This window comes from Delftia sp., assembly GCF_059499305.1.
Window position 1 is genome coordinate 22,726 of the sequence record NZ_JCABYI010000023.1, and the last position, 13,514, is coordinate 36,239.

10 protein-coding genes are annotated in these 13,514 nt (G+C 65.4%); 2 read left to right on the plus strand and 8 right to left on the minus strand.

What is annotated here, in order from left to right; all coding sequences use genetic code 11:
* Positions 1-5: 5 nt before the first annotated feature.
* The 3 genes from AC5I49_RS14190 to AC5I49_RS14200 all read right to left on the minus strand — a co-directional run bounded on the left by AC5I49_RS14190 (position 6) and on the right by AC5I49_RS14200 (position 3,624).
* Positions 6-1,805: a methyl-accepting chemotaxis protein gene (locus AC5I49_RS14190; RefSeq protein WP_495789536.1), complete on the minus strand. Its 1,800-nt coding sequence runs from the start codon at positions 1,803-1,805 to the stop codon at positions 6-8.
* A 93-nt stretch (positions 1,806-1,898) separates the two neighbouring features.
* Positions 1,899-3,092 carry a helix-turn-helix domain-containing protein gene (locus AC5I49_RS14195; protein WP_495789537.1) on the minus strand — a complete coding sequence of 398 codons (1,194 nt, stop codon included), beginning with the start codon at positions 3,090-3,092 and terminating at the stop codon, positions 1,899-1,901.
* Positions 3,093-3,273: 181 nt separating this feature from the next.
* Complete coding sequence (locus tag AC5I49_RS14200) at positions 3,274-3,624, minus strand: hypothetical protein (RefSeq protein ID WP_126312084.1); 351 nt, start codon at positions 3,622-3,624, stop codon at positions 3,274-3,276.
* Between the two features lie 300 nt (positions 3,625-3,924).
* Between AC5I49_RS14200 and AC5I49_RS14205 the strand changes: the two genes are divergently transcribed.
* On the plus strand, positions 3,925-6,543 hold the full coding sequence (locus AC5I49_RS14205; protein ID WP_495789538.1) for a midcut-by-XrtH protein: 2,619 nt from the start codon (positions 3,925-3,927) through the stop codon (positions 6,541-6,543).
* Positions 6,544-6,597: 54 nt separating this feature from the next.
* On the opposite strand, the gene AC5I49_RS14210 is transcribed toward AC5I49_RS14205, so the two are convergent.
* The 5 genes from AC5I49_RS14210 to AC5I49_RS14230 form a co-directional block, all read right to left on the minus strand.
* Complete coding sequence (locus tag AC5I49_RS14210; RefSeq protein ID WP_338500429.1) at positions 6,598-7,866, minus strand: ferritin-like domain-containing protein; 1,269 nt, start codon at positions 7,864-7,866, stop codon at positions 6,598-6,600.
* An 8-nt stretch (positions 7,867-7,874) separates the two neighbouring features.
* On the minus strand, positions 7,875-8,741 hold the full coding sequence (locus AC5I49_RS14215) for a phosphate/phosphite/phosphonate ABC transporter substrate-binding protein (RefSeq protein WP_016450660.1): 867 nt from the start codon (positions 8,739-8,741) through the stop codon (positions 7,875-7,877).
* A 64-nt stretch (positions 8,742-8,805) separates the two neighbouring features.
* On the minus strand, positions 8,806-9,915 hold the full coding sequence (locus tag AC5I49_RS14220) for an acyl-CoA dehydrogenase family protein (RefSeq protein WP_495789539.1): 1,110 nt from the start codon (positions 9,913-9,915) through the stop codon (positions 8,806-8,808).
* 323 nt (positions 9,916-10,238) lie between these two features.
* Complete coding sequence (locus AC5I49_RS14225) at positions 10,239-11,471, minus strand: sensor domain-containing phosphodiesterase (protein ID WP_495789540.1); 1,233 nt, start codon at positions 11,469-11,471, stop codon at positions 10,239-10,241.
* A 369-nt stretch (positions 11,472-11,840) separates the two neighbouring features.
* Positions 11,841-12,656 (minus strand): helix-turn-helix domain-containing protein, encoded by an 816-nt coding sequence (locus AC5I49_RS14230; protein ID WP_495789541.1) that lies wholly within the window; start codon positions 12,654-12,656, stop codon positions 11,841-11,843.
* 73 nt (positions 12,657-12,729) lie between these two features.
* On the opposite strand from AC5I49_RS14230, the gene AC5I49_RS14235 reads away from it, so the two are divergent.
* Positions 12,730-13,446, plus strand: a complete 717-nt coding sequence (locus tag AC5I49_RS14235; protein ID WP_034367640.1) for an aspartate/glutamate racemase family protein — start codon at positions 12,730-12,732, stop codon at positions 13,444-13,446.
* The last annotated feature ends 68 nt before the right edge of the window (positions 13,447-13,514 follow it).

Genomic DNA, 13,514 nt, shown 5'->3' on the forward strand with positions numbered 1-13,514 from the left:
CTGTTCTAGAACTGCTCCCACTCATCGGTCTCGGCCATTCCGGCCGCCGTGGCGCGGCGGGGTGTTGCCGCCTTGGCGGGCAGCGCCACAGGCGCGCTGGAGGCCGCAGCCGCTGCCGCGCGCAAGGGCTTGGCGGGGCGGGGCACGGCAGGGGCCAGCGCTGGAGACGGCCTGGCGGTCTGTGCGCGCGCCAGACCGGCCGCTGCCACCGGCGCGGAAACGGCCTGTGCCCGGGCATCGCTCTCATCCAGGCGGAACACGCTGACCAGCTGCACCAGCTGCGCCGCCTGCTTGTTCAGGCTGTCGGCAGCGGCGGCGGACTCTTCCACCAGGGATGCGTTGTGCTGCGTCACCTGGTCGAGCTGCTGCACGGCGTCGCTGACCTGGGTCACGCCCTGGGACTGCTCCTGCGTGGCGGCACCGATGTCGGAGATCAGTTCGGCCACGCGGTGCGTCTGGGTGACGATGTCGTTCATGGTGCTGCCGGCCTCGGCCACCTGGCGGGAGCCGGCGGCGACCTTGCCCACGCTCTCGCTGATCAGGCCCTTGATCTCCTTGGCCGCATTGGCGCAGCGCTGGGCCAGGGAGCGCACCTCCGAGGCGACCACCGCAAAGCCCTTGCCCTGTTCCCCGGCACGCGCGGCCTCCACGGCGGCGTTGAGCGCGAGGATGTTGGTCTGGAACGCAATGGCGTCGATCACGCCGATGATTTCCCCGATCTTGCGCGAGCTGTGCGTGATGTCCTCCATGGTGCTGACCACGCCATGCACCACCTCGCCGCCGTGCACGGCCGTGGCGCTGGCCGACTGGGCCAGGCCCGAGGCACTGCGCACCGTGTCCACGTTCTGCTGAATGGTGGCGGTCATCTGCTCCATGGAGGCGGCCGTCTCCTCCAGGTTGGCGGCCTGCTCCTCCGTGCGAGCGCTCAGGTCGGCGTTGCCCGAGGCGATCTGGCTGGCGCCCGTGGCAATCGATTCGCTGCTGTGGCGCACCTGGCTGACGATGCCGGCCAGGCTGGCGCGCATGGCCTCCAGGCTGGCCAGCAGGCTGGTGGTATCGCCCCGGCGCAGCTGTACGTTCACCGCCAGGTTGCCCTTGGCCACTTCCTGCGTGACCTGGGCCGCGTAGGCCGGCTCGCCACCGAGCAGGCCCTTGATGCGGCGGGTGATGGCCCAGGCCACCAGCGCACCCAGCAACAGCGAGGCCAGGGCCAGCGACAGCATCTGCCGGCCGGCGGCCAGCGATTTGCCTTCGGTGGCCTGGGCCGTTTCCGTGGCACGCACCTGCTGGTGGGCCAGCATGTCGTTGATGGCGGCAAAGAACGCGTCCTGCTGCCTGCGGAACTCTCCGCTGCTGCCCAGCATGGCCGAGACAGTGGGCAGGTCATGCCGCATGGCCGCGGCCATGAACTGGTCCAGCAGCGGCAGGTAGGCGGTGCGCGCATTCCTCATGCGGTCGTACAGGGCGATGCCCTGCGGCGTGGTCAGTCCCTCGCGGAACTGCTCCATGAGCTGGCCTATCTTCTGGCGCTGCGTGTCCAGCGTGGCCTTGGCCAAGGCCTTTTCCGCAGGGTCTTCGATCAGCGCCAGACTGCGCACGCCGCGGAAGATGAACTCCACCGAGCTCTTGACCTCCACCAGCCTGAGCAGGCTGGTGATGCGCGTGTCGGCCAGGTAGGAGACATCGTCCGAGGCCTGGATCAGCCGCGCTCGGCCCAGCAGCGCAATCGACAGCGCGATGAGGATGAGAACCGAGAAACCCAGACCCAGCATGGAGCCCGTTTTCATATTCTTCAGATATTTCATGCGTCTTCCTTTGCGTCCTACTTTGCGTGTTGCTTCGGGTGATCGGTAGGGCCTGAATACACGCCCGTCATATGCATTCCAGGATTTTTCAAATCACGTCAGCCGGTGGTGCCGAACCCAGGCCGATGGCGGTATCCCATAATGGCCGGAAAAATCCCTGGAAAATGTGGAGAGGGAGGAATATCCAAGCCGGGAGGAAATTTGTCCTATGCTTTGATCCGTGGTCAGCAAGGATTCCGCAGCCAGGTGGATACGGCTTTGTCTTATATATTCACCAATGCTGCATGATCGGCTATGGCGAAATGAAACTTCCAGCGTGCGGCGGCTGACGCGGCAATGGTCGGCAATGGACTGCACCAGCAGTTTCTTGTCCAGGTTGTCTTCTATGTATTGAAGGGCGCGTTTCACATAGGCAGGTTCCAGGTCATGCAACCGCGCCTTGTCCATGGCCGTGAATCGTGATTTCTCCAGATAAGGACTGATGGCCATGCTCTTGAGTCGCATGATGTTCAGCGCCTTCAGCGTGGACAGTGCGCCCGCGAAATCGCCCTGCGTTTCCTGTATGTGGTACTCATAGACCAGCGCATTGCGGTGCAGGCCCTCCAACTGGTAGGTCTGCGCCGTGGACTTGGCCAGTACGGCGGCCTGCAGCGCCTGTCCGTACTGGCGCTTGCTGCAATGCACCAGCGCACTGCTGAGCCAGGCCCAGCCTGCAATGGGCGGGTTCTTGGCCTGGTAGTGGATGCCGATGCGCTCAATGGCGCGGACCACGGCGGCAGCCTCGCGCCGGCCCGACTCCAGCCCCTTGAGCGACAGCCGCAGCAGCTCGCTGTACGGCCAGGCCAGGCCCGCTGGCAGCTGGCGGCCCACATTCCCCAGCAGGTCCTGCAAGGCAACGCTGTCGGGCGCAGCGGCACCCAGCTGGACCAGGCCTGAATCGGGCGGCGGCCCGCACCACAGGTCCTGGTGGTTTTTATAAAGAAAGACCTTCCATAGGATTTGCGCCCTGGCCCAGGTGATCAGGGCGGGGAGCCAGGGGCTGTCTCCGGGCGCCATTTGCGCAAAATCATGGTCCTTGCCTTCGATCAATTGCAGGGCGGTATCGAGCTCGCCCAGCCGGCCATGCGCCAGCGCCAGCACATAGGTGGCGCGCACCAGGGCCTCGGGCGGCAGCAGCGCGGGATTGGCCATGGCCGCCGTGGCCAGTGAAATGGCATTGCGCTCCTCACCCAGCTGGCAATGGATGAAGGCCGCTGCGATGCGCGACGACACCGCGCGGTCAGGCATGCGGTGCAATTCGAAAATCGCCTGCGCTTCCTGAATATGCCTGAGTACCAATGATGGATATATCGGCGGCTCCGGCCATTTGCAGGCCTGCAGCAATTGCTCGGCCCGGCTGATTTTATTGTTTCCCTGATCAGGTCGCTGGTGATGGTCGGATATTATTCTCCACAATCTGGATGCGCTCTCATCTGGGTGGCCGTGGATGTTGTGCGTCAAAAGATGGATTGAGTAAGAATTCTTGCATGAAAAAATCAATGATCCTGCTCGATTGATGCATTTTCATGATGAATGCATCTGTGGGGTGGCGCAGGCCTGTCCCATGGGAAACACTGATTGACTGGAGGAATCTTACAGGCTGAATAAACAATTGTTTACATTTGGAAAAGCTTTCTCTTGTCAGATTGCGCAGGCGTTTGTCTTTTTGCGAAACTTTCTCCGGCTCCATTGACTTAATTCGCTGATGCGGCTCGGTTTTTCTGATGGGAAAAATCACAAAGGCCCGCGAGAAAATCCCTGGGTTTTCTAGGGTTGTCACAAGTCGAGTGATATGCGGCCCGCATGTGGGCGGGGTGGATCTGGGCCGGTACCTGCCAGGCAAGGGCGGGCGGTCGGACGAGCTGGGCGCATTGGAGGGGTCGTGCGGCCTTCGAGCGGCCCTTGCCAGAGCCGGTGCCCGCTGGCCAATTACCTGCTTTCAGGGATATGCGCTGCGCAGGCCGTCGTCTAAAGTAAGAAATTGTCGGCAGCGCAGTCATTTGTGGCCTGCCTGAAGGCAGTGGCGGGGACCGCTCCCCGCCTGTTCGGATCTTCGGATCTTTTCTTCCAGGCCAGACCCATGCTGCAACTTTTCCAATTCCTTGCCCGCGGCACGTGGCTCGCACAGGCGTTGGGCGCCTTGGCCGTGGCCTGTGCCGTGCCGGCAGCCCAGGCCCAGAGCATCACTGCGGCACCGCTGGCGGCCGTGGCGCCGGCGGCGATTCCTGTGGACCACCCTGGCGCTCTTGCGCTGCTGGCACTGGCCATGGGGGCCTGCCTTGCATGGGGGGTGCGCACAGGGCGGATTTCCCCGGCCAGCCTGCGCGCCTGGGCCCTGGGCGGTGCTGTCGTGGCGACAGCGGCCACGGCGGCCTGGGGCGACCGGGTGCAGGCCCAGATACAGGAATTGCAGGAAGCCTTCAACCAGGCTGCGGGCGAGACGCTTGTCATTCCCGTGCAGGCGAGCGCCCTGGGCGCCGCTGGAGCGCCGCAGGGCTTCCTGCCCGTGGTCTACCGCAATCAGACATCGCTACGGCTGAAAATCACCGGCATCACGGACCCTGTGTGGAACACCTGCTTTCCGCTGGGCGTGCCGGGCACGATTCCTACGACGGCCCCACGTCCCGGCAGCGCCTGCGCGGTCGGCGCCGCGCTGGAGGCGGGCGGCTCCTGCTGGGTGGACGTGGCGCAGCTGTGCGCCAACGCGGCGGCCGCCGCGCACGGCAGCCACGCCAGCGTGCTTGCGCCCGACAGCGTGCAGGTGGACACGGCCGGGCAGCGCACGGGCAATGTGCTGTCCAACGATTCCGATGCCGATGGGGCGCTCGTGGTCGCCAGCTTCACCTATGAAGGCCAGACCGTGGCGGCCGGCAGCTCCCGGAACGTGGCGGGGCGCGGGACCTTCGCGCTGCAGGCAGACGGCAGCTTCACTTTCCAGGCGGATGCGAACTACAGCGGCGGCCATCCGCTGGGCATCGGCTACACCGTGCAGACCGGCGCGTCCAGCACGCTGAGTGTTTTCGTGAACCGGGTGCCCGTGGCCGGCAACGATACGGCCACCACCGATGCCGATACATCCGTCGCCATCGCCGTGCGCGGGAACGACAGCGATGCGGATGGGGACAGCCTGACCGTTTCCGGCATCACCCAGGGCACCCACGGTTCCGTGGTCGTGGATGCCGTCACGGGCAATCCGGTCTACACGCCGAACGCCAACTTCACCGGCAGCGACAGCTTCACCTACACCATTGGCGACGGCAGGGGCGGTTCTGCCACGGCCAGTGTGTCGGTGACGGTTGCTGCTGCACCCTCCGGCAATCAACCGCCAGTGTCTGTCTCCGATGCGATAATGGTGGCCGAGGGCGCTGTGGCCACGGTCCTTGCCAGCGGTGCAACCAGCGTGCTGGCCAACGACACGGACCCTGACGGCAATCCGCTCGTCGCGGTGCTGGTGACGGGTCCGGCGAACGGGTCCCTGACGCTGAGCGGCAATGGCACCTTCACCTATATCCACAACGGCAGCGAGACGGTTTCCGACAGCTTTGCCTACCGTGCCAGCGATGGGCTGGCCATGGGAAACATCGTCACCGTTTCCATCACGGTCACTCCCGTGAACGATGCACCGGTTGCCGTGGCAGATCAATGGATGGTTGCCACGGACATCCCGCGGAGCATCAGCTTTGCCACGTTGCTGGCCATCGCACACGGCACAGGCGGGACCAGCGTCAGGTTTCCGATAACCACGAAGCTGGTGGATACGGATGGCTCGGAAACCCTGTCGATCAGGATCAGTGGACTGCCCACCAATCTGTCCTTCAATGCGGGCACGAACCTGGGTGGTGGTGTCTGGCAGTTCACCGAAGCCGACCTGCCCAATCTCATCCTGAATCTGCCTGGCAGCTACACCACGAACGCCACCAATCTCACGGTCCAGGTCACGGCGACGGAGGTGAGCGGCGGCTTCACGGCATCGACATCCACCGTGGTCACGCTCAAGGCCTCATATACGACCGTGGATGTCACCACGACCCATAGCGGCAGCTATACAGGCAGCTCGGCCAACGAGTACATCACCGGTGGCAACGGCGCCAACACCATCAGCGCCAACAACGGAAACAACATCGTTTTCGGAGGCGCTGGCGACGACAACCTGTCGGCGGGCGCAGGCTCCGATGTGCTGATGGGCGGCAGCGGCGACGACACCCTCAATGCGGGGTCGGGCACGGACCTGCTGGCCGGTGGCCCCGGCAACGATCTGATGAGCGGCGGTGATGCGGGCGAGAACTTCGTGGATGTCTTTGCCTGGTCGCTGGGAGACCAGGGGGCGGCAGGAACGCCGGCCATGGACCGAATCCAGAACTTCGCCATGGCGGCCGCGGGAGCCAACGGCGCAGGCGGTGATGTACTGGACCTGCGCGACCTGCTGCAGGGTGAATCCGCAGGCCCCGGCAATGCCGCAGGCAACTTGGCCGACTACCTGCACTTCGAGATCACGGGAGGTGATAACTGGGTCCATGTCAGCCACACGGGCGGCTTCGGTGCGGACTCCCATGCGGTGGGTGCAAGCTATTCGGCATCGGCCGAGACCCAGCAGATCATCCTGGAAGGCGTGAATCTGCAGACGCTGTATTCCGGTGCCGCCACGGATCAGCAGATCATCACGCAGCTGCTGAACAACAGCAAATTGATCGTGGATTGACCGGCGCCGGTCCTATGGCCACCGGGCACCGCGCACCGGGTCCGTTTCTCGTGCCTACATGAAATTGCGCGTATGCAGCGAAGCCAGCCGCTCCGCATGCCCACGCTCGAACCCCAGCCGCAGCAGCTTGGAAAACCGGCCGTCTGCCATGTCGCGCATGAGCTGCTGCACGCGGGCGGCGCCACGGGCCAGGGCCTCGGGGGTGAGGGTGCCGGCCGCGATGAGGATCAGGGCGTCGAAGACTTCCTCGTTCAGCCCCGAGGTGCCGGCCAGGTTGTCGAAGCGCTGCTCCACGGCCTGGGCCAGCTGGTGCTGGAAGCCGGGCTCGTGCTGCAGGCGGTACAGCAGGTGGGACATGCCCAGGGCCACATGGCGCGCCTCGTCGCGCGCGGCCAGGCGGCAGATCTGGCGTGTGAGGGGGTCGGGCGCCTCGGTCTGCAGGAACTGCAGCAGGTGCACGAAGGTGCCTTCGCCCAGCACCGACAGCAAAAAGCCCGCTACGGAAAAATCCGTCTCGTCCAGCAGGCTCTTGAGCGAGGCCTGTCCACCCGCCGTGGACAGCGCGGGCTCGCGGCCGTGGCGGCGGATGCGGCGCGTGAAGACATCGATATGTCGCGCCTCGTCGGCCACCTGGATGGCCAGCGCCGCCTGCAGCTCGCGGTAGTGCGGGTGCAGCTGGCCCAGAAAGCGCGCAGGCACCAGCAGGGCCGCATTCTCGTTCTCCACCATGTAGGTCATGAGCTGGACGATGGCGTCCTCCACGGGCGCGGGCAGCTCGGGTGCGTCGTTCCAGTCGATATCGGTGTCGGCATTCCACTGCGCGGCCACGGCCTGGGCGTAGAGGTCGGAGGCGCTGTCGGTCCAGACCTGCAGCTTGTCGCTGAGCCGGAAATGGAAGGCCGGCGCCCCGGCTTCCACCTGCGCGCCACGCGCGGCCAGGCCCCAGAAAGGCTGGGCCTGCGCGGCCACGGCACCGTCGCCCGAGCGCGCATCGCTGCGGCCCGTCTGCGCCGCGCCGCGCCAGCGCCCGGCCTGGGCGCCGCCGCGCGCCACGATGGCCATGGCCTGTGCTGCGTCCACGCCATCCTCCCAGCGCAGGCCATGGCCCTGGTCGCTGCACCAGCCCGACAGCTGGGCCTGCCAGCCCGGCGCGCTGCCGGTCACGCGCAGTTGCCCGCCCACGGACAGGGCGGCCAGCGCGTGCTTGACCAGCAGATGGGCGCCGGCATCGAAGCCCAGGCCCTGCAGGTCGATGACAGGCAGGGTGGAGGCGGGCTGGGTGGAGGCGGGCAGGGCGCCGCTGTCGGAATCAGGCATGGCCATGGCGCGTATCAGTAACGGTAGTCCTGCACGGTGATGCGGCCTTCGGCGTCGTAGAAGGCCTCGTCCGTCACCGCGCGCTCCAGCAGGCCGTAGCCCGTGCCGCGGCCCGGGTGCCAGACCTTCAGGCCTTCCAGCTCCAGCAGCGGGCGCACTGCCGCGTCGTCCCAGGACATGGCCAGCAGGATGTCGCGGAAGGCGGCGGCACGCCCGGCATCGATGTGCGGGCCGGCCGTCATGTTGCAGTGGTCGAAGGCGCCCGAGGTGGCCAGCACGCGCGTGCCGCCGGCCGGCAGCGTGCCTTCGCGCGCAAAGGCCAGGTAGTTCTTGCCCACCATCCATGAAGCCTGTATCTCGCCGGCCACCATGGCGGCGGCGGCCAGGCGCTCGCCGCCGATGTGGTCGCCATGCTTGCCTCCCAGCACGTCAAAGCGGCGTGCCGTGTAGTCGCGCCCGGCCACCAGCCCTTGCTGGCGCAGATGGTCCAGCGGGATCAGCGTGGCCTGGGGCGAATCCACGGCACCGAAGCCCACGGTCTTGCCGCGCAGGTCCTGCACGCTCTGGATGGGGCTGTCTGCTGGCACGACCAGCAGCGAATGCAGGTCCAGGTCGGTATCTCGCATGGCGATGGACTCCACGCGCAGGCCGCGCGCGCGGGCCATGCGGTCGGCGCGCACAAAGGCCAGCGGCGAGTTCCAGGCCAGGTGCACATCGCCTGCCATCAACGCCTCGGTCAGCGACTCGTAGTTGGAATAGAGAACGTAGTCGAAGTAGTAGCCGCGCTCGATGAAATACGCCTTGAAGCCTTCCCAGATGGTGATCACCTTGGGGGCGTAGGCCACGGCGCCGAGCTTGATCACGGGGGCGGTTGTCGTCATGCGGAAGTCCTTTGCTGGATGGGGGAGGAGGGGTGAAGCGATCGACGGGTTCTGCCGTTCAGGCTCAGGCGGCGGCGTCGCACATGCCTTTGCCCAGCATGTCGTAGATCACATCGGTGGTGGGCGCCATGACCGAGGCGGCGCGCGCATCGCGGAACAGGCGCTCTATGCCCAGCTCCTTGCGGAAGGCGGCGCCGCCGCACACGCGCATGGCAATGTCGGTCACTTCCAGTGCGGCCTCGGCGGCTGCGGCCTTGCTCTGCAGCAGGCGGGTGCGCGCATCGGCCCGGGCCGCCTGCACGGCGGCCACGGTATCGTCGCGCAGCAGGCGGGCCTGCTCCAGGCGCAGCTGGGCACGGGCCAGGTAGGCGCGGATGGTGGGCAGGTCGGCCAGCGAGCTGCCGCTTTCCGCAAAGCGCGTGCCCGCCACATGGGCCACGGCGCGGCGCAGCGCGCCCTGCATCAGGCCGATGGACGTCGTGGCGATCAGCGTGGGAAAGAAGGGCATCAGATAGCGGCCCTTCACGGCCTCGCCCTCGCCGTCGGCGCCCAGCATGCGGGCGCGTGGAACGCCCACGTTGCGTGCCTCGATGGGCGAGGACGCATTGCCGCGCAGCCCCATGCCGTTGAAGCGTCCGGGAATGGACAGGCCCGGCAGCCGGCTGTCCACCAGCCACAGCGTATTGCCCTCGCCCTGCGTGGCGCGCGAGATCCAGACATAGGAATCGGCCTCGCCGGCCGACGTGATCATGCTCTTGAGCGCGTTCAGGTGGATGACATCTTCAGCGGCGGTCGCCGTGCCCGTCGGCGCCCAGATATGGCTGCGCGAGCCGGCTTCGGACACGGCCAGCGTGGTGAGGTGGCGGCCGGCCGCGATCTCGCGGCGCACAGGGGCGTCGGCAAAGGGTTCGATCAGCGCCACGCCGCAGTAGTGCATGGTCAGCACCATGGCCGTGCAGGGGCAGTCCTGGGCAATGCGCTCGACGACCTGCACCGCTTCGGCCAGGCCCTTGCCCAGGCCGCCCACCTCGCTGGCGCTGATCAGGCCCAGCAGGCCGGCTGCCGCCAGTGCATCCAGCGCGGCACGCGGGTAGCGTGCCTGCTCGTCGATCTGCGCGGCCTGGGGCGCGATGATGTCGCGCATGAGGGGTTCGAGTTGCTTCAAAACTTCCATCTGGGTTCACCGTGGGCATGCCCATGACCGCCTGCCGGGAGGCTGTTGCTGGAAGTCTGGGGAAATGCTGGGGCGCCGCGATGGCCGCTGGACGCGCCTGCCGCATGCAGACCTGCAATGGCGGATGGGCTGGGGAAAGAATGCAGGCGATTATGCGCCGGGTGCACTACGGCTTCGCGCAACGGGCGCCTTGCTCGGGCACCATGGCTGGTGTGCGCTTGATCCCGGTCAAGGTGGCGGGAGAACGCTGCGTCGCCACAGCACATTCACGCATTCACGCATTCACGCATTCACGCAGGCTCGAAAGCTTGAACGCCTGGGCCCTAGGCCCTGGCAAGTCCCATGGCCAGCGCCTGTGCTGACCCCATCGGCTTGGCAAAGAAGTAGCCCTGGGCCAGATCCACGCCAAGGCTTGCCAGCGCATTGAATTCCTCGGCAGTCTCCACACCTTCGGCGACCACCACGCTTCCTATTTCGTGCGCGAAACTCGTGAGCCCCTTGGCGAGCGCACGGCGGCTGCGGTCGGTATCGACGTCGTGCGTGATGCTCATGTCCAGCTTGATCATGTCCGGTTGAAGATGCAGGATGTGCCGCATGCTGGAGTAGCCGGCACCGGCATCGTCGACTGCCAAGGTCGCGCCCCGGCGCCGCAGCGGAGCCAGTGCATCGGCCAAAGCCCTGTAGTCATCCACGGCGGCATGCTCCGTGATTTCCAGCGTCACGCGCGACAGATCCTGGTCCGAACCCAGAAGCCGGGGCAGCTGCCCCGACTGGATCAGCTGCGGCGAGCAGTTGACTGCGAGCAGCCAATCGGTTGGCAGGCGACCGAGCGCGCCAAGCGCCGTGTCGATTGCATGGCGCTCCAGCTCCAGCCCCAGGCCGACTTCGTGCGCTGCCTTGAACCATTGGTCTGGCGGGCGAAATGGCTCCAGGTCAAAGCGCGACAAGCACTCAAAACCGTGCAGCTTGCCTGTCGCGATGGTGTATACGGGCTGAAATACAGGGCGCAGCGCATTGCCCTGCATGGCAAGGTGGATTTCGTTGGCCGCTTTGTCCCTTGCATGCTGGACCGCAGAAGTTGCACTGAAATGCAGTCCCAATAAATCGGAGAATGCCCGCAATAGCGACATATCGTGCTCACCCAGCGCGGGATTGGGCTGGTGGCTGAAGCAGCACAAGGTGCCGTACAGACGGTTGTCATCCAGGCGGATTGGTACGCTCAGGTGCGAGCCGATGGGAATGGTGTGCGTCTCCGGTATTCCCTGTGCAGCGGGTAAACGGGACGTGTCTGGAATCAACTGCGGCAATTCGCCATTGACCACCTTCTGGCAATAGCCCTCGTTCAATGGAATCTTCTGCTGCCGGAAAATCACACCGCCAGTGCTCTCGTCCACATGCTCCAGCACCCGATCCGCTTCGCGGAATCGGGCCACAAAGGCCACATCCATGCCCAGATGCCGCCGGACCACGGACAGCACACGGTCCACTCCATCCAGTTCAATGGCGAAAGCAAAAATTCTGCTCAAAGGTGCGAATGTGGATTTTCGAGGGGTCATTTCATTGATCTGCTCTATCAGATGTGTACGCACATTGAATTGACGCGCTGCTGGCGGATTGACGGTCCTCAGTTCTGCCCGACATGGCCGAGCGGCACGATATGCCGTTGATAACGGGAATGAATTATCGGTAGTCCGCTCCATTGGCAGGAACACGGCAAGGTTGGGGTTGCCGCGCCATCGCAAATCAGAACAGGGGGAGAGCAATGGCCCTAAGTATGCGCGGTTGAAGTGCGCAGGTCGAGTCCGTCTGTTCGGATTGACAATGGGAATGAAAAGCCAACGCGGGAACTTGCAAGTTCATTGCACCGCCTGGAACACCGGTCATGCCGCATGCCCCGGGCGTGACGGGTCCAGGTGCTCCATCGGTCACTGCCTGGCCGTATGGCGAATGCGGGCCAGGTACTGGCTGGGCGTCAGCCCCAGATGTTTGCGAAACGCGGCTCCCATGTGCGATTGATGGCTGAAGCCGCAATCGTGGGCGATACAGGCCAGCGAATCGGCATCCGCCCGCATCATGGAGCGGGCCGCCTGTATGCGGGTCTCCACAAGATAGGCATGCGGAGTCATGCCAAGCAGCTGGGAAAACTCACGCAGAAAACGCAGCGGGGTGCGACGGGTCATCCGGGCCAGCTGGGCAATGCTCAACGGCTGTGCAAACTCGGCCGCCATGCGCTCCAGAACCGGCCGATACACCGGGCGCAATGCATCGATGCGCGGGATGGGCGCATGGGGCACATCCCTCGCATCGACGCATTGCCGGGCCATGAAGTGCAGGACTGCCTGCTCTATTGCCAGGGTGTCCGTCTCGGGGCAAAGCAGCAGTTGCCGCAGCTGGTGCGCAATCTGCAAGGCGGCGCGCTGGCCAGGGTGCACAACGCGCCGGGCTTCGGTGTGAGGCACTGCGTCGTCCAGCCATTGCTCCCATTGCGCAGGGGTACAGCGAACCACCAGGTACTCGCCGCCCGTGGCCGATTCGGAAAACACATCCACCCCCGGTGGCGTGCGTGCCACCGTGCCGGGCCATGTGTCGAAGTCCACGCGGCGGTCGCTGCCAATGGCATGCACGCCTTGCTGGCGCTCCAGCGCAATGCCCAGCGAATGAAGGCGGGTCGGGTCATGGCTGCTATAGGCGGCGCGGCCCAGCAGCTGCACCTCGAATCCCGGTAGTTCCTGAACTTTCATCACCCTGGCGCCTTGTGTCTTGAACTGAAATTTCTTGATAGACGGGAAACCGGGCGCTGCCCACACTGAAGGCATGAACGCGAACCACACGGAAATTCACCGCATCATCGGTCTCATCGGGGGCATGAGCTGGGAGTCCAGCGCCGAGTACTACCGGCTCATCAACCAGGGCGTGCGCGACCGGCTGGGTCCGCTGCGCTCTGCAAAACTGCTCATGTACAGCGTGGATTTTGGCCCCATCGAGCTGGCCCAGCATGAAGGCCGCTGGGATGACGCAGCTGCCTTGCTGGAAGATGCCGCGCGGCGGCTGCAGGATGGCGGGGCGGATGGGGTGCTGCTGTGCACCAACACCATGCACAAGCTGGCAGACCGCATTGCGGCAGCGGTGCGCATCCCTTTTCTGCACATTGCCGACCCGGTGGCCGATGCGGCCCGGGCGGCAGGCTACCGCAGGCTGGGGCTGCTGGGCACCCGCTTCACCATGGAGCAGCCCTTCATGCGCGAGCGCCTGCAGCAGCAGGGGCTGGAGGTGATGGTGCCGCAGGAGGCGGACCGCGCCGAAGTGCACCGCATCATCTACGAGGAACTGTGCGCAGGCCGGATACGGGAAGAGTCGCGGCGCACCTATCAGCGCATCATGGCGCAGCTGGCCGGGCAGGGCGCCCAGGCCATGGTGCTGGGCTGCACGGAAATCAGCCTGCTGGTGCAGCAGGCGCATTGCCCCGTGCCCGTGCTGGACACCACGGCCTTGCATGCCGAGGCTGCGGTGGACTTTGCATTGACGCCTTGAGGCGCCAAAACGACCCGGACTGAACCGGCCCGGACCCCTATCAGCGGCAGATGTGACCTGCAAGCGCA

Bases quoted from the DNA above. Each gene is read 5' to 3' on its own strand.
- AC5I49_RS14215 (WP_016450660.1), bottom strand. From the start codon at position 8,741: ATGACGACAACCGCCCCCGTGATCAAGCTCGGCGCCGTGGCCTACGCC.
- AC5I49_RS14220 (WP_495789539.1), bottom strand. From the start codon at position 9,915: ATGGAAGTTTTGAAGCAACTCGAACCCCTCATGCGCGACATCATCGCG.
- AC5I49_RS14235 (WP_034367640.1), top strand. From the start codon at position 12,730: ATGAACGCGAACCACACGGAAATTCACCGCATCATCGGTCTCATCGGG.
- AC5I49_RS14210 (WP_338500429.1), bottom strand. From the start codon at position 7,866: ATGGCCATGCCTGATTCCGACAGCGGCGCCCTGCCCGCCTCCACCCAG.
- AC5I49_RS14190 (WP_495789536.1), bottom strand. From the start codon at position 1,805: ATGAAATATCTGAAGAATATGAAAACGGGCTCCATGCTGGGTCTGGGT.
- AC5I49_RS14195 (WP_495789537.1), bottom strand. From the start codon at position 3,092: ATGCCTGACCGCGCGGTGTCGTCGCGCATCGCAGCGGCCTTCATCCAT.
- AC5I49_RS14230 (WP_495789541.1), bottom strand. From the start codon at position 12,656: ATGAAAGTTCAGGAACTACCGGGATTCGAGGTGCAGCTGCTGGGCCGC.
- AC5I49_RS14225 (WP_495789540.1), bottom strand. From the start codon at position 11,471: ATGACCCCTCGAAAATCCACATTCGCACCTTTGAGCAGAATTTTTGCT.
- AC5I49_RS14205 (WP_495789538.1), top strand. From the start codon at position 3,925: ATGCTGCAACTTTTCCAATTCCTTGCCCGCGGCACGTGGCTCGCACAG.